Genomic DNA, 18568 nt, shown 5'->3' on the forward strand with positions numbered 1-18568 from the left:
GAATATACGACAAAAGGCTTCGCGATGCGAAGCCTTTTTGTCTTCCTATACCCTATCTCGCTTCTCTTTCGGTTTTCGGACAAGGACGGACGGATATTTTTTTATTCCCCGAATTTTCCTTTATTTTGCAAAGAAACCGAACGTGGGAAATGCATAAATTCACCTTATACCTGAAAGTCACCGCACGCAGGCTCAGCAACCCGGTATTCTTCATGCTACTGGGATTATCGCTGATCTTGTGGTACGTGACCAAGCTCAGTCACTCCTATACGGCCAATATCAACATCCCCGTCCGCATCGACAGCGTCTATTATTCGGTGCGGTGTCAGGTGGAAGGATCAGGATACCAGATCTTGCTGCACAAGATCGCTCCGCGTAAAAACGGAGTGTTCATCTCGTCGGACAACATCGCGGTAACGCCGTCGACGACGGCCTCGGGCCTGTACGATATCTCGCCGTTCTGGTTGCAAAACACCATTTCGTCCCAGATCACCGACTTGAAAATCAAATCGGTGGCCGCTCCGGTCGAAATCGAATTTCCAAAACGAAGCGATGATTAAGGTCGGTATAACCGGAGGGATCGGAAGCGGAAAAAGCACGGTTTGCCGCCTCTTTTCGTTGCTGGGGGTTCCGGTGTACGACTCGGACACCGAAGCCAGGCGGCTGATGAACACCGACCCGGCCGTCATCGGAAAAATCCGGGAATTGCTCGGCAGCGCCGCTTACCGGGACGGAGTCCTGGACAGGCGGGCGGTCGCCGCGCAAATTTTCGGCAACTGCCTCCTGCGGGAGCGGCTGAACCGGATCGTCCATCCGGCCGTCGCGGTCGATTTCATGCGATGGGCCGGACGGCAAACGGGTCATTACGTCATCCAGGAAGCCGCCGTGCTGTTCGAAAGCGGCGCCGACCGGCTAATGGACGCCACGGTCGAAGTGACTGCGCCGGAAGCGCTGCGTATCCGGCGTACCTGCCGGCGCGACGGAACGGACGAAGCGTCCGTGCGGGCGCGGATCGCGGCCCAGCTCAGCGAAGAAGAACGCATCGCGCGGGCCGACCACGTGATCGTTTCGGACGACCGCACGCTGGTCATCCCCCAGGTATTGAAATTGCACGAATTATTCGGCCAATTATGAAACTGACCGTAGGAAAAATCGAAATCAGCCTTGAAAACCCCGTCGTCATGGCGATCGTCAACGTGACGCCGGATTCGTTTTTCAGCGGCAGCCGGACTCAGGAAGCGGATGCGATCGAACGCCGGGTGCGGCAGGCCGTATCGGAAGGCGCCGCCATTCTGGACGTCGGCGGGTATTCGTCGCGTCCGGGAGCGGACGACGTCTCCCCTCGGGAGGAGTTCCGCAGACTCGCCTCGGCGTTGGAGATCATCCGCAAAAAATTTCCCGACACCGCCGTGTCGATCGACACTTTCCGGGCCGGCGTAATGGAAAAAACGCTCGAAAACTTCGGCCCGTGTATCGTCAACGACATCACGGGCGCGGAAGCCGAACCGGAAATCGCCGGCGTAGCCGCCCGTTACCGGGTGCCGTTCATTGCCATGCACATGCGCGGCACGCCGCAGAACATGCAGAGCCGGACGCACTACGACGATCTGATCGGCGAAATACGCGGTTACTTCGCAGCAAAAACCGAAACGCTGCGCAGCGCCGGAGTCGAACAGATCGTGCTCGATCCGGGATTCGGTTTTTCAAAAACCGTCGATCAGAATTTCATGCTGCTCGGCCGGATGGGCGAAACATTCCGCGACACGGGGCTTCCGTTTTTAGCCGGCATCTCGCGCAAATCGATGATCTACCGGACGCTCGACACGACGCCGGACGACGCGCTGACCGGCACCTCCGCGCTGCACTGGGAATGCCTGCGCCAGGGAGCCTCGATCCTGCGGGTGCACGACGTTCGCGAAGCCGCGCAGGTCATCGCGCTGTGGGACCGTTTTACCGCTGCAAATACCGCAAAACCATGATAAAAACCAAAGATATACACAAAAGTTTCGGTGCGCTCGAAGTGCTCAAAGGAATCGACCTGTCGATCGACAAAGGGGAAGTCGTTTCGATCGTCGGGCCGAGCGGCGCCGGCAAAACGACGCTGCTGCAAATCCTCGGCACGCTGAGCCGGCCCACTTCCGGCGAGATCGAGATCGACGGCGTAGCCGTGCATACGCTGTCGGACAAGAACATCTCGAAATTCCGCAACACGAAGATCGGCTTCGTATTCCAGTTCCACCACCTGCTGCCCGAGTTTTCCGCGTTCGAGAACGTGTGTATTCCGGGCTACATCGCCGGACGCGAACGGCACGAAGTCGAAAAACGGGCCGCCGAACTGCTCGGGATGCTGGCCATGGAACACCGTCTGACCCATAAACCCGCCGAACTGTCGGGGGGCGAACAGCAACGCGTAGCCATCGCCCGCGCACTGATCAACTCGCCCGCCGTACTGCTGGCCGACGAGCCGTCCGGCAACCTCGACACCAAAAATAAGGAAGAGATCCACAAACTGTTCTTCACGCTGCGCGATACGTTCGGGCAAACGGTCGTCATCGTGACGCACGACGAACAATTGGCCGAAATGTCCGACCGCAAAATCCAGATGATCGACGGACTGATTCGCCCCTGATGGAACACGACGAACTCAAAGAGCTGCTCGACGGCCTGCACGACCGCTACAACGCGCCCGACTTCATTGCGGACGACCCGATCTCCGTTCCTCACCGCTTCGAACGCAGGGAGGACATCGAGATCAGCGGTTTTCTGGCCGCCACGATCGCATGGGGCAACCGCAAATCGATCGTTCGCAATGCCGGCCGGCTGATGCGCCTGATGGACGACGCTCCGTACGATTTCACCGTCCATGCGTCGGAACAGGAACTGAACGCGCTGCTGAACTTCGTTCACCGCACGTTCAACGGAGCGGACTGCATCGCCTTTATTCGCGCCCTGCGCCGACTATGCAGCCGCTACGGAAGTCTCGGCGGCTATTTCGAACAGACATACGCCGCCACGGGCGATCTGCGCACGGTACTGTCGCGGTTCCGCACGACGTTCTGGGAAAGCGATCATCCGACGCGCTGCGAAAAGCACCTCTCCAGCATCGACAAGGGCGCGGCCTGCAAACGGTTGAACATGTTTCTCAAATGGATGGTGCGCAGCGACAGTCGCGGCGTTGATTTCGGACTGTGGCGGACGATCCCGCCCTCGGCGCTCTACTTGCCGCTCGACGTCCACACCGGCAATACCGGCCGTGCGCTGGGCCTACTCACCCGACGGCAAAACGACTGGAAAGCGGTCGAAGAGATCACCGGCTCGCTGCGGCGGCTCGATCCGGACGACCCCGTCCGGTACGATTTCGCCCTGTTCGGAGTCGGAGTGAACCGGTCGTCGGACGAGCTGCCGCCGACCGGCGCAAAAATCCGCTGATTCCCCGATGCGCCCCGGGTTCGCAAAATAACAAAGGCTTCTCCTTACGAAGAAGCCTTCGTTCGATCCGGACATGCCGAGGCATCTACCGGGCGTATTTGATCGCCGCCTCGATATTGATGCCGCTCTCCCACGGCCGACACCGACAGCCGCTCGGCTGTCCATCGACATAATATTCGACCCATGCGCCCGAATCGTCGCGCAGGGCCATCATCCGGTCGTAAACATCTGCAGCGAGCGGATCCCCGCAGTCGGCCAGCGCATATAGGAACATGCCGAAATCGTAGCCCAGTATCCGGTCCTGCGACGAGATTTTCCCGGTCTTCCGGTAAAGCGCGACCACCTCGTCGAGCAAAGCCCGTTTCTCGGAATCGGAAAGGAGCTGCGCATTGATGTAGATCGGGAAAAGGTAGGCGGACGGAATACTGAAACGCTCTACGGGCGGCAGTTCGACCCGGCTGTTGTCTTTGCGCATGCAATCCTCGCAGAAATAAAGACACCCTTTGAAATGGTAGGTCTCGGTAAAGTAATCGAAATGATCGGGGTGCAGGCAAACGCCGGGACGCGTAGCCGGATAGCTGACCTTCGCCTCGCGCTGCGGATTGTTGATGAACAGCTTGCCGTCCCGGTAAAAATTATCGCGGTAACGATCGCTGCATTGCCGTACGTCGCGTTCGAGCGCGGCGATCCGGTCTTCGTTCCACAGCGACCGCGTACGGACGAAATCCAGCAACCGCGAACTCCCTTCGATAAACAGCAGCGTCGCCTCGGCCGAACCGTGGTACATCACCTTGCGCGGCACGACGCCGCCGGCAATGTAAGTCTCGTCGCCGTTGAACGGCAGCATACCGTCGATCAGGTTGCGTTGCTGCGCCTGGGTCGCCCACTCGAGCATCGGAAGAATTCGTTCGAGGAACGCCGCATCGTTCGTTTTCCGGAAATAATCGAACGCCTGCACGACCAGATAACCGGTAATCTCGGTCTCGTCGTTTTCGTGACGGTGGAAAATTCCGGGATAACCGATCGCCTGCGCATTCTGGATATATCCGTAAGCCTTCCATATGTTATGGTAGAACTCCAAAATGCCGCGGGCCTCTTCGCTGTGTCCCAGCGCCAACAGCGCCCGCGAAACCCCGTACTGATCGCGCACGTAGCCCATGTGGTAAACGATCCCGGCCAGTACGCCGCCTTCGCGTCCTTGCTGGCTCTTGATCAGCACGCCGATGTCGTCCACGGCCCGGAAAAATTCGTCGCGGCGGTCGTCCGGCAGGTTCGACGCTTTGAACCGGTGCTGCTTCGCCGCATATTTCTTCCAGCTTTTCGCACTCGCCTTCTGCAACGATTCGGGCGATGCGGAAGCGATCGCCGCGCTGTTTTCGGCAAGCCGGCGTTCGTTCGGTCCGGCAACTACGTACAAGGCTCCGTCGCCCGGAGTCACGTTCAGCACCCAACTTTTATCGCCGCCCGCTCCCGGGACGAGCGTCGCCGAACCGGTCGTAAACACCTCGTACAGATAACCCGAAGGGGCTTTATAACTGCTGTAAAAAGGAACGCCGGGAGCGATGCCGATCCGGTAACGCCGGTTCGCATTCTTTAATTCCGCGGCCGACATATCCTCCCTGACCGTTATCAGCTCCTCATACGGAGCATACCGATCTTCCATCCTGACGGTGATCCGGTAACTGAACGGACGCTGCGCATGAATACGGCGGACGAAACCATCGCTGCCGACGGTTACGAAATCGGTCTGACGGGCTACTTCCGCCCCACCGTCGGTAATCAGGCTGTGCCAAACGGCCGTCCGAGGCTCGCGTTGCAGATCGACCCGGTAATCTCCCTGCAGATTCATCGTGAAAAAACCGGGAGAAGAGTAAGGCGGACCGAACAGTTGCAGGATATCGGCGCCCTGTCCATAGACGCACAGACCGCCGTTTCCAATCGCATGAATGCCCGGTACCTGCGAATTATCCTGCCGGACGACCGCGCCCGAAGCGCCGTCAAAAACGGCAACCGCGCCTAAAAACAGGCATGTAAAACGTAGTAACTTCATCTTTTTATTTAAGTTTTGGTTAGGTTCCGACACAAACCGGCCGCAATCCGCCGGTCTACTCCCCGCGCCGTTGCAAAACGCCCAGGCGGCGTTCGACCTCACGGCGGATCGCTCCGAAATCTCCGTTCGCCAGTGCACCCTGCCGCACCACGATGCGTCCGTCGACCATCACCGTCTCCACGTCGGACGGCTTCGCGCAGTAAACCAGGTTCGCGACCAGGTCGTGACACGGAGTCAGGTGCGGTTTATCGAGGTTCAGCACGATCAGGTCGGCGCGGGCCCCTTCGGCTAACACGCCGATCTCGCCCTTCATGCCGATCGCATCGGCCGCCCGCGTCGTCGCCATCCGCAACACTTCGTACGCCGGCAATACGCACGGATCTCCGGTAGCTACTTTCTGCAAAAACGACCCCGTACGCATCTCGTCCCACATATCCAGGTCGTTGTTCGAACTCGGCCCATCGGTGCCGATGCCGACGTTGGCGCCCCGTTCGAGCAACCGGGCGACCGGAGCGATCCCGCTCGCGAGCTTCATGTTGCTCTGCGGATTATACACGACGGAAACGCCCTGCCGGGACAGGATCTCCATATCCGTTTCGGTCAGGTGGACGCAATGCACCGCCAACGCGCGGTAATCGAAAACACCGAGATCGCGTAGATGCTCCACCGGCGTTTTACCGTATCGTTCGCGAATCGTTTCCACTTCCGACAAAGTCTCGGCGACATGGATATTGACGCCTACCCCGTTGCGTTCGCACAGTTTCAGCGATTCGCGGATTTGTTCGGGCGTACAGGTGTACGGGGCATGCGGAGCGACCCAAACCCGGATGCGATCGCCGGCGGCGCCGTTATACCGTTCAATCATCCGCTGCGTCCGTTCGACGTAACCGTCGAACGCCGTTCCGACGAAAGCCGGACTGACGACCGCCCGGATTCCGCTGCGGATCGCCGCCTCGGCGACCCGGTCGGCATACCAGTACATATCGACGAAAGCGGTCGTACCGCCGAGCAGCATTTCGGCGATTCCCAGCTCGGCCCCGCTGTAAATATCGTCGCCGTCCAGTTTCGCCTCGAACGGCCAAATCTTTTCGGTCAGCCACGGCATCAGCGGCAGGTCGTCGGCATAGCCGCGCATCAGGGTCATCGACACGTGGTTGTGCAGGTTAATCAGACCCGGCATCACGAGCCGTCCGGCGCCGTCCGCCACCTGCAATCCTTCTCCTCGCTCCCGCTCGTAACGTTCGATCCGCTGCGGGGAGTCGCTCACCAACGCGATCCGGTCGCCGCTGATGGCAACCGCGCCCCGGTAATATTTCGGTCTGCCGGGCTGTTCCGTCATCGGAAGCACCAGGCAATTTTTTATCAATAGTTCCACAATCGTCCGACACTAAATAACCTACCCGTCCGTCAAAGGGCGGGCCAAAACAAAAATAATCAAATATCCGGTAATTTCCTCCTACGGAACGACGTTTCCGCGGATCGTAACGATATACTGCTTTTCGGGCGTATTCGTCAGGATTTTGACGGCTTTCAGAAAAGAGCCGTCTTGCTTGGCGGGATCGTAAACCACCGTCACCGTACCTTTCCGTCCCGGAGCCACCGGTTTCCGCGAAAAGCGGACTTTCGTGCAATTGCAGGCCGTTTCGGCTTTTATAATCACCAGCGGAGCGTCCCCGGTATTTTCGAAACGGAAATCCCGGCTCACGGCTCCGCCCTTTTCACCGACCTCGCCCAGATCGTACGTTTTGGTCTCGAAGGCGACGGCAGGCTGGGCGCAAAGCTCCCCGCCTCCGAAAACGACACATATCAAAATCAACAGATACCTCATACGCTATTACGGCTATACTCCGTTCTGCGGAGAACGACGTCACTGCATCCGGAAATTGTAGGTAATGGTTCCCGACTGCGAAACCGGAGCGTTCTCGTCCACGTTGAACTGCGCGCGGCGGGCCGCCTGCAGCGCGGAATTGACCAGCGAACTGTTCTGCGTCGTGGAACCTTTCGAACGATAGGTCGCCGCAGTGACTTTCCCCTGCTGATCCACCATGATTTCGATCACGACGCGTCCCTGGTCTTTAGCGCTGTAATCGGGTTTCGGAAGCATTCCGACCAGCGATCGCCCGGACAGGCTCGCCGAATTGCCGCCGGTGCCCGTCCCGGTTCCTTCGTGGCTTCCTTCCGGCGTTCCGGCCGGGTTCCCCTGATTGCCGGCCCCGGTTCCGGTTCCTTCGCTCGCAGCTTTGCTGCCCTCGGTGCGGCCCGGAAACAGCGCTTTACGATTCACCTCGCGCGGCTTCTCGACCGGTTTCTGTTCGGGCTTGGGCTTGGCCTCGACCTTCTTATCCTCTTTTTTCGGCGTTTTCTTTTCGTCTTTCTTCTTCTCCCTAACTACGACGTCGGTCTCCTCGAAGTCCTGCGTCAACTGCTCGTCCTCGGCAGCCTGCTGCGGCGGAGCCTGTTGCTGCGGTTGCTGCGGAGCCTCGGCAGCCTGGTCGTTCATCGCGAGGTCGGCTCCAGGAGCAGCCTCCTCGACATTCCCGAAATTAATCATCAGCCCCTCGCCGTTGTCGGGAGGCGGAAGCAGTTGAAATTTCAACAGCAACAACAACAGCAACACCGACACTGCGTAAATCAGCGTCGCTATTCCGCCTACGAGGCGCTGCTGCGTACGGTCTTCCGGCTGAAAGTCAATCATCGGTTATTCCGGTCTCGTTGCCAAAATCAGTTTGAACTTATTCTTCATGGCGATGTTCATCACTTTCACCACCTCTTCGATCGGAACGCTTTTGTCGCAGTGCAGCGACACGGTAGGATCTTCCGTTCCGGTCAGTTTCGCGACCAGCGTCTCTTCGAGCCGATCGAAGGAAACGGGCGTCGTCTCGATGAAATAGCCCAGATCGGAGTTGATCGAAACCGTCGTGTACGGTTTCTCCTTCAACTGATTGGAACTTTTCGGCAACGTCAGCTTCACGGCGTTCGGATTGATCAGCGTGGTCGAGAGCATCATGAAAAGCAGCAGCAGGAAGATCAGGTCCGTCATCGACGAAGCGCTGAACCCTACCTCTACCTTCGATCCTCTTTTAATGGCCATAATCGTGCGATTTTAATTCTTGTTACAAGTGTTGTCTTACTGTTCGATCGGCTGGTTCAGGATATCCATGAACGCAATCGAGTTGGCCTCCATCTGGAATACCAGCTTCTCGATACGGGCTACCAGGTAGTTATACCCGAAATAGGCCGGCACGCCGACCGTCAGACCGCCGACCGTCGTCACCATCGCCACGTACATACCGCTGGCCAACACCGTCATATCGACCGTTCCTCCCGCCTGCGACATGTTCATAAAAGCCTGCACCATGCCGACCACCGTACCGAGAAACCCGATCATCGGCGCGCCGCCGGCGATCGTCGCCAGAATCGGCAGACCGTTTTCGAGCTTCGACACTTCCAGGTTGCCTACGTTCTCGATCGAACTGTTCACGTCGCTCAGCGGACGGCCGATCCGCTCGATCCCCTTTTCGACCATCCGGGCGATCGGAGTGTTGGTGGAACGGCAAAGTTGGATCGCCGCGGAGATTTTCCCGTCGAAAATCTGCTCGCGAATCCGGTTCATGAAATTCACGTCCACGGCGGAAGCCTTGCGGATCGCCCAGAACCGTTCGAAGAAAATAAACACGGCCACGCCCCCTAAAATCAACAAAGGCCACATCAGGAAACCGCCGGCCAGGAAAAGCTCTCCGAAACTCATCGTCTGGGCAGCCTGCTCGGTCGCCGCAGCGGCAGCGGCCGTGGCGGCAGCCACCGGTTCAGTTGCTTGCAACAAGATCATCATATCTACAAATTGTTATTTTAAATTTTGAAAATACGCTTCCGTTTTCAATTCACAAAAATACGTTTTATTATGAATCCTACAAACATTCGCCGGCCCCGAGTTTTCGTTTTTTTTCACCCCGGATACAATCGGTTATCAGGCAAAACGTTAACCTCAGGGGCAAGCCGGATTTTGTTCCGAAGCACGCGAAAAATCGCACGTCTCGGCATCCGTCCGGCTTCACTTCAGCCTGCGTATCCGCTCTTGTAGGCGGCGCAAACCGCACCGGGCAAGCGGTGTTTCGCCGAAAATCCGCCGGAAACCGGCCTCGTCCAATCCCAACCAGTCGTCGACGTCCAACCGTTCCAGTTCTGCAAGCGGTGCGAAAGAGTCGTGTACGGAGACCGGGGCTTTGCGGTTGTAAGGACAGGCCCTTTGGCATACGTCGCACCCGAACAGCCAGCCGTGCAGATCGCCTTCGTCCCCGTCGCCGGTTTCGATCGTCCGGCGGGAAATGCAGCGCCCCGCGTCGATCGTCCGGTCGGGACGGATCGCCGCGACCGGACAGGCGTCCACGCAGGCGCGGCAGGTTCCGCAGCCGTCGCGCACGAACGGCGCGTCCGGCTCCAATTCGGCCGTCGTAACCACCTCGCCCAGCAACAGGAACGAGCCGAGCCGGGGATTCGCCAGCAACGAATTGCGTCCGATCCAGCCCAGGCCGGCCTCGACCGCCCACGACTTTTCGGCCAGCGGAGCGGTATCGGTAAAAACCCGTCCGGACGCCCCGGGCACGAGTTCCCGCAGGTAGGCCGACAATTCGTTCAACCGTTCGCGGATCGTCAGATGGTAATCTCTCGAATGCGCATAAGAAGCGATGCGGGAAGCCACTTCGTGCGCCGACGGCGGGCGGTGGTAGCCGACCCCGCAAACGATCACCGAACGGGCGCCTTCGCAGAGCGCCCCCGGATCGAAACGTTTGCCGGTATTCCGGCGCAAATACTCCAAGCCGCCGTCGCATCCGTCGGCGAGCCAATTCTTAAACCGATCGTACTGCCGCTCCAGCGAACGGCAGCGGGCAATCCCGCACAGATCGAATCCGAGCGACAAAGCCTTCCTGCGGATTTTTTCGGAGTTTGTCATTTTTGCCGTTTACGGTTCGGGTTATTTGCGCAAAAGTACGATTTATAAAACAAAAATCTTTACATTTGCATTTTACATAGGGAGTGTTTATCGCTTTTAACAAACGTATCAATTATGTTCAACACGCTTCTGGAATTATATCAGCACAGCATCCACGCTTACAGTTCCAATAAGTGTTTTTCGATGTACGGCGGGGAGGCGCTCACGTACCGCGATTTTGCAGACCGGGTAGACTCCCTGATCGAAACGTTCGTCGCATCCGGTCTCAGCCACGGGGACAAGATCGCCCTGCTGAGCAACAACATGCCCAACTGGGGAGCGGCTTATTTCGCCGCCGCGATTTCGGGCATGGTCATCGTCCCGATCTTGCCGGACTTTTCCGGAGCGGAGATCGACCGCATCATCCTGCACTCCGAGGCGAAAGCCTTGGTCGCTTCCGACAAACTCTATACGAAAGTATCCAAGGAAGTTATCGCACAGCTACAGGTCGTAATTCGCTCGATGAACCTCGGGGTCATATCTTCCCATTCGGACGCTCCGCGCGGAACGATCAGGGATCCGAAAGAGGAAGACCTCGCCGCCATCATCTATACTTCCGGAACGACTTCCCGGCCCAAAGGGGTCATGCTGTCGCACAAAAACCTTTGCAGCGAACTGGCGATGGTCAGCATCCTGCAACCGGTTTACCAAAACGACGTCTTCCTGTCGATCCTGCCGCTGTCGCATACTTACGAATGCTCGCTGGGCATGTTGCTGCCGTTCATGTGGGGAGCCTCGGTGATCTATCTCGACAAAGCGCCCACCGCCGCCGTACTGCTGCCGATCCTCAAAGAGGTACGGCCGACTATCATGCTGAGCGTACCGCTGATTATCGAGAAAATATACAAAAACAAAATCCTGCGCCAACTGTCGGCCAACCGCCTGATGCGGTGGCTGTATCGGAAAGAGTGGGGCCGCAAATGGCTGCACCGCATAGCGGGCAAAAAACTGATGAAACTATTCGGCGGCCGCATCCGCTTTTTCGGGATCGGCGGGGCAAAACTCGACGGAACCGTCGAGCGCTTCCTGTTCGAAGGGAAATTTCCGTACGCGATCGGCTACGGGCTGACCGAAACGGCTCCGGTACTGGCCGGCGTCAACCCGTCGATGGTACGCCACCAGTCGACCGGTCCGATGCTCGAAGGCGTCCAGGCGCGGCTGGACAACGTGAATCCGCAGTCGGGCGAAGGCGAAATCGTCGTCAAAGGGCCGAACGTGATGATCGGCTACTACAAAGACCCCGAAGCGACCGCCGACTCGTTCACCTCGGACGGCTGGTTCCGCACGAAAGACCTCGGCCTATTCGACCAGGACGGATACCTCTACATCAAGGGACGGCTGTCGAACATGATTCTCGGCCCGAGCGGCGAAAACATCTATCCCGAAGAGATCGAAAACGTCCTCAACAGTCACGCGCTCGTCAACGACTCGCTGGTCAGGGAGGACAACATGGGCAAGCTGGTGGCGATCGTCTACTTCAACCGCGAAGAACTCGAACGCAAATACAAGACGATGAAGGAAGAACTGGGCATCCGGATGGAAAACATCAAGCACGAGCTACTCGCTTACGTCAACTCGAAAGTAAACCGCTTCTCGAAAATATCGACCGTCATCGAACAGAAAGACGAATTCGAAAAAACGCCGACCCACAAGATCAAACGGTTCCTCTATAACAAAAAACAAAAATAAACCCGCATGACCGAACGAGAAACGGAACGCTATCAACGCAACCTGCTGGTCGAAGGGTTTTCGGCAACCGGGCAGCAACGGCTCTCGGAAAGTCGCGTAACGGTGGTCGGAGCCGGAGGACTCGGCTCGGCGACGCTGAACTACCTGGCGGCGGCGGGAGTCGGCCGCCTGCGGATCGTCGAAAACGACACCGTATCGCTGAGCAACCTGCAACGCCAGATTCTCTACACGACCGCCGACCTGGACGCTCCGAAAGCGGAAGTCGCCGCGGCACGGCTGTCGCGGCTGAATCCGGCCTGCCGGATCGAAATCCGCACCGACCGGCTCGACGGCGGCAATGCGGACGAAATCCTGTCGGATTGCGACGTCGTCGTGGACTGCACCGACAACTACGCCACCCGTTATGCGATCGACGATTTCTGTTCGGCCCGGCGGATACCGATGGTATACGGTACTGCCGAGCAGATCGGCGGACAGGTTTCGGTCTTCAACACGGCGGGGGCCGGATCGTACCGTTCTCTTTATCCGGAACAGCCGGTACAACAGCCGATCGTCGGAGTACTTTCGCCGATCGTCGGAGTCATCGGCTCGCTGCAAGCGCTCGAAACGATCAAGCTGCTCGCGGGTATCGGCGACGGACTGGCCGGACGGCTGCTGACGATCGACGGACGCACGATGCGCATCTTCACATTCGAAATCTGACGCTCTATGTTCGATATAGCCAGGCAACGCGGCACGGTCCGCGAACAACTCCGCATCGCAGACCTGATGTCGCTGACCCCGAAAGGGAAACGGGTGCTCGAGATCGGCGCGCGGGACTGTTACCTATCGCGGAAACTCACCGCCCTGTACCCGGAAGTGGTAGCGCTCGACCTTACGAAACCCGAAATCGACGCGCCCGGCATCACGGCCGTACAGGGCGACGTTACCGGACTCCGTTTCGCGAACAATGCGTTCGATACCGTTTTCTGCACCGAAGTGCTGGAACACGTCCCGCCCGAAAAATTGCAGCAGGCCTGCAACGAGATCGTCCGCGTCGCATCGCGCTACGCGGTAATCGGCGTTCCCTACCGGCAGGATCTGCGCGCCAACCGCACCCGTTGCCTACGGTGCGGCGCGGTCAATCCGACGACCGGCCACCTGAACCGTTTCGACCGGCAGCGGCTGACCGCCCTGTTCCCCGGCATGACACCCCGCGAGATCCGGCTCACAGGACGCGGACAGGCCGTCACCAACCCGCTGTCGGTGGCGATCTACCGCCTGTGCGGATATCCCTACGGCAGCTACGAACAGGAGGAAGGATGCATCCGCTGCGGCGAAAAACTCGTCCGACCGAAGATCGACCGAATACAATGGGCGCTCTGTTTCGTCGCACGCGCATTGAACCAGATTCAGTACAAACTGTACGGCCGCAACAGGCCGATATGGATTCATATTCTGTTCGAAAAGACGGTCTGAACCGGGCGGCTTGGTAAAAGTAAAACCGGGACACTCCTTTCGGAGTATCCCGGTTCGGTTTATGTACGCTTCGACGGCACGGACTTACTTCAGACCGATTTGCCGCTCAAGGTATTCCCGGATCGAATGTTCCATCGAATGGCGGTGATAATCGGCGATGTGGCAGGCCCAGTCGTTGTCGGTACGGTCGCCCGCACGGCAACAGTTGAATTCGGCGACCTCCTTGTCATAACGATCGAGCAGCGGCAGCATCCGGTCATCGGCGCAATACCGGTTCTCGTGAACGACCAGCGGCAGCGGCAGCTTCGGTTTCAGATCGGGCTTCTCGCGCGGATAGCCGACGGCGAGTCCGCAGACGATCGAAACGCCCCGCGGCAACGCCAGCATCTGCGAAACCTTTTCGGGATCGGCCGTGCGGATATACCCGACGCAGCAGCAGCCCAGTCCGAGCGATTCGGCGGCCGTCACGGCGCTCATCATCGCCAGCGAAGCGTCGATCACGCCGACCGTATAACCGTCGATCGTAGCGTCGAACGCCGGCGTATCGACGCCCTTCTGTTTGGCCGCGAGCCGCAGTTTATGAAAATCCATGCAGAAGACCATGAAAACGGCCGACGTCTTGATCTGTTTCTGTCCGGTAATCTCGTACAATTGCTCTTTCAGGGCCTGGTCGGTAACGGCGATTACCGAAAACTGCTGACCGTTGTAACTGGTCGGCGCGTTGCGGATCGCTTCATAAATAAAATCCAGCTTTTCCGGTTCGATCGGCTGGCGTTCGTAACGCCGGATCGACCGGCGCTCCAGCAGACTTTCCTTAACACTTTTCATATCTTTCGAAATTTGATTTTTCTTGCGTTCCGGATCGTTACCCAGCAAACAGGATACCGATTCCAGCCTACATGACCTTCGCAAGATACGTTATTTTCGGGAAACGAAGATCGCCGAAGCGCGAAAATTCTCTATTTCCCGTCCCGCATCCGCGCGTTCATAGACTCCTCAATCGATAGAGATCGCATATCGAAATCCGAACATTTCAAACCGGGGAGCAAATACGCGTCCTTCAAACGCCACAGCCCGAAAAAGAATCCGCGATCCGATCCGCCCCTACGATTTCGGCCGCGAGATCGATCCGCTCGATTTCCAGCGTTAGCGAGTTCAGGTGGGCAAACTCCTGCTTTTCGACCGTTCGGACTTTGGGCTTCTGCAATTCCCGAGATTCCAGGACAGCGATTCCGAACAAAAGGTAGATCGGCATTTTTTTATGGCGAAAGTATTTTAACTAACAGAAATCTCGGTAGAATCGTAAAAAAAGCCGCTCCCCGAATGGGGAGGGCTTTCAAAAACCAATTTCCGGAAAGGCCCGGCCTCTTACCGGACAGTCGTATCTGTCAGGCTCACTCTAGTTTGCACACATAACAGTATGGGAATATTTATCCCTTGTTTTGCACATGCTGCCATGCGAGAGCCGACGCCCCGAGAACGGCGGCGTTTTTCCCGTCGATACCGGACGGCAACAATTTCACCTTGTTGCGGAAAATCGGCATCATGTTCATCTCCATGTATTTCTTCGTCGGCTCGAAAATATACTTGCCGGCCTTGGCCAATCCGCCGAACAGGAAGATCGCCTCGGGACTGGTGATGCTCACCGCATCAGCCAGCGCGCGTCCGAGCAACATGCCGGTGTATTCGTACGCTTCGATTGCCAACGGGTCGCCGTTGAGCGCCGCTTTGGTAATCATTTCGGCAGTCAGGTCGGTAAACGTCACATGCCGGAATTCGCTGTCCTCGATGCTGTCGGCCATCAGCTTGAAAATCGTTCGTTTGATCCCGGTCGCCGAAACATAAGTTTCGAGACATCCCTTGCGACCGCATCCGCAGACGCGCCCCGTATGGCTGACCGTCACGTGCCCGAGCTCGCCGGCGAAACCGTCGTGCCCGTAAATCAACTGGCCGTTGGCTACGAACCCGCTGCCGAGTCCCGTGCCGAGCGTCACGACCAAAAAGTCCTTCATGCCGCGCGCGCCGCCGTATACCATTTCGCCGACGGCCGCCGCATTGGCGTCGTTGGTAACGATCACCGGCAGCGTCGGGAAGAAACGCTTCATTTTTTCGACCAAATTCACCGTGCCCTTCCACGGTAAGTTGGGCGCGAATTCGATCGTTCCTTTATAAAAGTTGCCGTTGGGCGCGCCGATACCCACTCCGATCAGTTCGTACTCTTCTCCGGCCGTCTTCAGCAGATTCTGGATTCCGATATACAACTCTTCGATATAAAGATCCGAATCCGGGAAATTGCGGGTCGGAAATACGCCCTCGCTCAAAATATTCCCCTGCTCGTCGACTAAACCATAGGCGGAATTGGTACCTCCGATATCCACGCCAACTGCTACTTTTTTCATCTGTTAAATCAGGTTTTAAATTATTTAATTATTTCAAATGGTTGCGAATCACGTAAAATGTCTTTCAAATATACAAAAAAAATCATCCCTGCAAGCATCCGGTTTGAAAATAACGGCGACGCGCCGATATTATTTCGCAATCCGGACAGATTGCGCGTCCGGCGGCAACGTTCCGCCGGACGCCCCGGTACGGCCGTAACGTTTTTTTCTTAACTTTGCATCCGAATCAAACGGAAGACCCTTAAAATCCGGCATTATGTACTCTTTCCACGAACTGGCCGATATCGTTCAGAACGAAATCAAAAACCTGAAATATCCGCAGCAACCCGAACTGCTGTACGCTCCGATCGTCTATTCACTCGAAGAGGGCGGCAAACGAATCCGTCCGGTCGCGCTGCTGATGGCCTGCAACCTGTTTCGCGATGAGATCGACTGCGCCAAACCGGCCGCTCTCGCCGTCGAAGTGTTCCACAACTTCACGCTGCTGCACGACGACATCATGGACCGTTCCGACACCCGTCGCGGCAAACCTGCCGTGCATACGCGCTGGAACGACAACGTGGCGATCCTGTCCGGCGACGCAATGATGATCTACGCTTATAAACTGTTGTGCGGATGCGACCGGAGAGTGCTGCCGCAGCTACTCGAAACGTTCAACGAAACGGCCATCGGCGTCTGCGAAGGACAGCAGTACGACATGGACTTCGAATCGCGCGACGACGTAACGGTCGACCGGTACCTGGAGATGATCCGGCTGAAAACGGGCGTGCTGTTGGCCGGCGCGCTCAAACTCGGGGCAATCTGCGCGGAAGCCCAACCGTGGCAGGCCGAACTGTTATACAACTTCGGGATCAACGTCGGACTGGCTTTCCAACTGCAGGACGACCTGTTCGACACGTACGGCGACGCCGCCGTATTCGGCAAACCGATCGGCGGGGATATCCTGGCCGGCAAAAAAACGTTCCTGCTGACTACGGCGCTGAAAACCGCCGATGCGGCCACCCGCGGCGAACTGCTCGCGCGGCTGCACGACGGCGGCATGTCGGCGGCGGAGAAAATCGAAACCGTGCGTGGCATCTACGACCGGCTGGGAGTCCGGAAGATCACCGAAAAGGCGATCGCCGACTATTTCCGCAATGCCGACCGAATCCTCAACAGCCTGGAAGTCGGGATCGAACGCATCGTCCCGCTGCAGGAACTGGGCGAAACCCTGTTGAACCGCAAAAAATAACGGGTCTTTCGAAAAAATGGGGACAACGCGCCCCAACTGCAAAACGATGGAAAAGATAAAACGCGACGAAATCGAGATCATGGCGCCGGTAGGCTGCTACGAATCGCTGGCGGCGGCCGTGCAGGCCGGAGCCGATTCGATCTATTTCGGCGTCGAACAACTGAACATGCGCGCCCGGTCGTCGTTCAACTTCACGCTGGACGACCTGGCAAGGATCGTCGCGACCGCCCGCGAGAACGGCATCCGCACTTACCTGACCGTCAATACGATCCTATACGACGAAGACCTGCCCGAAATGCGCCGGATTCTGGACAGGGCCCGACGGGAAGGCGTGGACGCCGTGATCGCATCGGATCAGGCGGCGATTTTCTACGCCCGATCGATCGGTCTCGAAGTCCACATCTCCACGCAACTGAACGTGTCGAACATCGAATCGGTCGCATTTTACGCGCAATATGCCGACGTGGTGGTACTGGCACGCGAATTGAGCCTCGCGCAGGTGCAGGCGATCCGCCGCGGCATTCTCGAGCGGGATATCCGCGGTCCGCACGGCAAACCGGTCAAAATCGAAATGTTCGCGCACGGTGCGCTCTGCATGGCCATCTCCGGCAAATGCTACCTGAGCCTGCACCACACGAACTGTTCGGCAAACCGGGGAAGCTGTCGCCAGATCTGCCGCAGGGCTTACGAGGTCAGGGACAAAGATACCGGCGAAGAACTGGAGATCGAGAACCATTATATCATGTCGCCGAAGGACCTCTGCACGGTCGATTTCCTCGACCGTTTCCTGGAGGCCGGAGTGCGGGTGCTGAAGATCGAGGGCCGGGCCCGTTCGGCGGAATACGTCAAACGGGTCGTCGAATGCTACGACGAAGCGCTGCGGGCGATCGAAGCCGGAACGTATACCCCGGAAAAGGCCGAGGCATGGAAGCAGCGGCTGCAGACCGTATTCAACCGCGGTTTCTGGGGCGGGTACTACCTCGGCGAACGGGCCGGACAGTGGAGCAGTCACTACGGGTCGTCCGCCACGATGCGCAAGGTGTACGTCGGCAAGGTAACGAATTACTTCTCCCGGATCGGCGTAGCGGAGATCCTGGTCGAAGCGGCTCCGCTGGAAGCCGGAGAGGAAGTTTTCATCACCGGAGAGACGACCGGAGTGTTGGAATTCACGGCCGAAGACATCCGGGTAGCCCTGAAATCCGCCGAACGGGTTCCTCAGGGCGTCTATTGTTCCGTAAAAACCCCTTCGCCGGTACGACGCGGGGATAAACTCAATAAAATGGTACCGTCCGGAAAAGTCCCGGACAACCGGTAAACAGACA

General features: G+C 57.8%; 20 protein-coding genes. 10 read left to right on the forward strand and 10 right to left on the reverse strand.

What is annotated here, in order from left to right:
* The first annotated feature begins 149 nt into the window (after positions 1 to 149).
* The 5 genes from PGR91_RS00310 to PGR91_RS00330 are packed head-to-tail and all read left to right on the forward strand — an operon-like array spanning position 150 to position 3429.
* Positions 150 to 560 (forward strand): hypothetical protein, encoded by a 411-nt coding sequence (locus tag PGR91_RS00310; protein ID WP_118657094.1) that lies wholly within the window; start codon positions 150 to 152, stop codon positions 558 to 560.
* Positions 553 to 1134, forward strand: a complete 582-nt coding sequence (gene coaE, locus PGR91_RS00315) for a dephospho-CoA kinase (protein ID WP_101571457.1) — start codon at positions 553 to 555, stop codon at positions 1132 to 1134. The genes PGR91_RS00310 and coaE overlap by 8 nt, the downstream gene beginning before the upstream one ends.
* Entirely contained in the window at positions 1131 to 1979 is an 849-nt protein-coding gene (folP, locus tag PGR91_RS00320; protein WP_118657092.1) for a dihydropteroate synthase, read from the forward strand. Before coaE ends, folP begins: the two co-directional genes overlap by 4 nt.
* A complete protein-coding gene (locus PGR91_RS00325) occupies positions 1976 to 2629 on the forward strand; it encodes an ABC transporter ATP-binding protein (RefSeq protein ID WP_055202215.1) in 654 nt (217 codons plus the stop codon). Before folP ends, PGR91_RS00325 begins: the two co-directional genes overlap by 4 nt.
* Positions 2629 to 3429, forward strand: coding sequence for a TIGR02757 family protein (locus PGR91_RS00330; RefSeq protein ID WP_118457739.1), 801 nt, complete (start codon positions 2629 to 2631; stop codon positions 3427 to 3429). The genes PGR91_RS00325 and PGR91_RS00330 overlap by 1 nt, the downstream gene beginning before the upstream one ends.
* Positions 3430 to 3514: 85 nt before the next feature.
* Here the strand turns inward: PGR91_RS00330 and PGR91_RS00335 are convergent, their stop codons facing one another.
* The 7 genes from PGR91_RS00335 to queG form a co-directional block, all read right to left on the reverse strand.
* Positions 3515 to 5479, reverse strand: a complete 1965-nt coding sequence (locus PGR91_RS00335) for a hypothetical protein (protein ID WP_118657090.1) — start codon at positions 5477 to 5479, stop codon at positions 3515 to 3517.
* Positions 5480 to 5534: 55 nt separating this feature from the next.
* Positions 5535 to 6818 carry an amidohydrolase gene (locus PGR91_RS00340; protein ID WP_118657140.1) on the reverse strand — a complete coding sequence of 428 codons (1284 nt, stop codon included), beginning with the start codon at positions 6816 to 6818 and terminating at the stop codon, positions 5535 to 5537.
* Between the two features lie 117 nt (positions 6819 to 6935).
* The gene (locus PGR91_RS00345; protein ID WP_101571461.1) at positions 6936 to 7307 is read right to left on the reverse strand and encodes a DUF1573 domain-containing protein; all 372 of its coding nucleotides are present in this window, start codon (positions 7305 to 7307) and stop codon (positions 6936 to 6938) included.
* Between the two features lie 39 nt (positions 7308 to 7346).
* Positions 7347 to 8174, reverse strand: coding sequence for a TonB family protein (locus PGR91_RS00350; RefSeq protein WP_101571463.1), 828 nt, complete (start codon positions 8172 to 8174; stop codon positions 7347 to 7349).
* Between the two features lie 3 nt (positions 8175 to 8177).
* Positions 8178 to 8570, reverse strand: a complete 393-nt coding sequence (locus tag PGR91_RS00355) for an ExbD/TolR family protein (RefSeq protein WP_118657088.1) — start codon at positions 8568 to 8570, stop codon at positions 8178 to 8180.
* A 36-nt stretch (positions 8571 to 8606) separates the two neighbouring features.
* Positions 8607 to 9311, reverse strand: coding sequence for a MotA/TolQ/ExbB proton channel family protein (locus PGR91_RS00360; RefSeq protein ID WP_055202228.1), 705 nt, complete (start codon positions 9309 to 9311; stop codon positions 8607 to 8609).
* A 219-nt stretch (positions 9312 to 9530) separates the two neighbouring features.
* Positions 9531 to 10430, reverse strand: a complete 900-nt coding sequence (gene queG / locus PGR91_RS00365; protein ID WP_118657086.1) for a tRNA epoxyqueuosine(34) reductase QueG — start codon at positions 10428 to 10430, stop codon at positions 9531 to 9533.
* A 111-nt stretch (positions 10431 to 10541) separates the two neighbouring features.
* Here queG and PGR91_RS00370 point away from each other — a divergent pair, with 111 nt between their 5' ends.
* The 3 genes from PGR91_RS00370 to PGR91_RS00380 are packed head-to-tail and all read left to right on the forward strand — an operon-like array spanning position 10542 to position 13616.
* Entirely contained in the window at positions 10542 to 12158 is a 1617-nt protein-coding gene (locus tag PGR91_RS00370; RefSeq protein WP_101571467.1) for an AMP-binding protein, read from the forward strand.
* Between the two features lie 6 nt (positions 12159 to 12164).
* Complete coding sequence (locus PGR91_RS00375; protein WP_055202235.1) at positions 12165 to 12860, forward strand: HesA/MoeB/ThiF family protein; 696 nt, start codon at positions 12165 to 12167, stop codon at positions 12858 to 12860.
* A 6-nt stretch (positions 12861 to 12866) separates the two neighbouring features.
* Positions 12867 to 13616 carry a class I SAM-dependent methyltransferase gene (locus PGR91_RS00380; protein ID WP_118657084.1) on the forward strand — a complete coding sequence of 250 codons (750 nt, stop codon included), beginning with the start codon at positions 12867 to 12869 and terminating at the stop codon, positions 13614 to 13616.
* 84 nt (positions 13617 to 13700) lie between these two features.
* Here PGR91_RS00380 and PGR91_RS00385 read toward each other — a convergent pair whose 3' ends face one another.
* From PGR91_RS00385 to PGR91_RS00395, 3 genes are all read right to left on the reverse strand, one after another.
* Entirely contained in the window at positions 13701 to 14444 is a 744-nt protein-coding gene (locus tag PGR91_RS00385) for a nitroreductase family protein (RefSeq protein ID WP_118457760.1), read from the reverse strand.
* Between the two features lie 232 nt (positions 14445 to 14676).
* Positions 14677 to 14871, reverse strand: coding sequence for a hypothetical protein (locus PGR91_RS00390; protein WP_101571471.1), 195 nt, complete (start codon positions 14869 to 14871; stop codon positions 14677 to 14679).
* A 175-nt stretch (positions 14872 to 15046) separates the two neighbouring features.
* Positions 15047 to 16015 (reverse strand): ROK family protein, encoded by a 969-nt coding sequence (locus PGR91_RS00395; RefSeq protein ID WP_055202241.1) that lies wholly within the window; start codon positions 16013 to 16015, stop codon positions 15047 to 15049.
* Positions 16016 to 16271: 256 nt separating this feature from the next.
* Here PGR91_RS00395 and PGR91_RS00400 point away from each other — a divergent pair, with 256 nt between their 5' ends.
* Together PGR91_RS00400 and PGR91_RS00405 are read left to right on the forward strand one after the other, a co-directional pair.
* Positions 16272 to 17246, forward strand: coding sequence for a polyprenyl synthetase family protein (locus PGR91_RS00400; RefSeq protein WP_101571473.1), 975 nt, complete (start codon positions 16272 to 16274; stop codon positions 17244 to 17246).
* A gap of 55 nt (positions 17247 to 17301) precedes the next feature.
* Positions 17302 to 18561 carry a peptidase U32 family protein gene (locus PGR91_RS00405; RefSeq protein ID WP_101571651.1) on the forward strand — a complete coding sequence of 420 codons (1260 nt, stop codon included), beginning with the start codon at positions 17302 to 17304 and terminating at the stop codon, positions 18559 to 18561.
* The last annotated feature ends 7 nt before the right edge of the window (positions 18562 to 18568 follow it).

This window comes from Candidatus Alistipes pullistercoris, assembly GCF_027665465.1.
Taxonomy (GTDB): domain Bacteria; phylum Bacteroidota; class Bacteroidia; order Bacteroidales; family Rikenellaceae; genus Alistipes_A; species Alistipes_A hominis.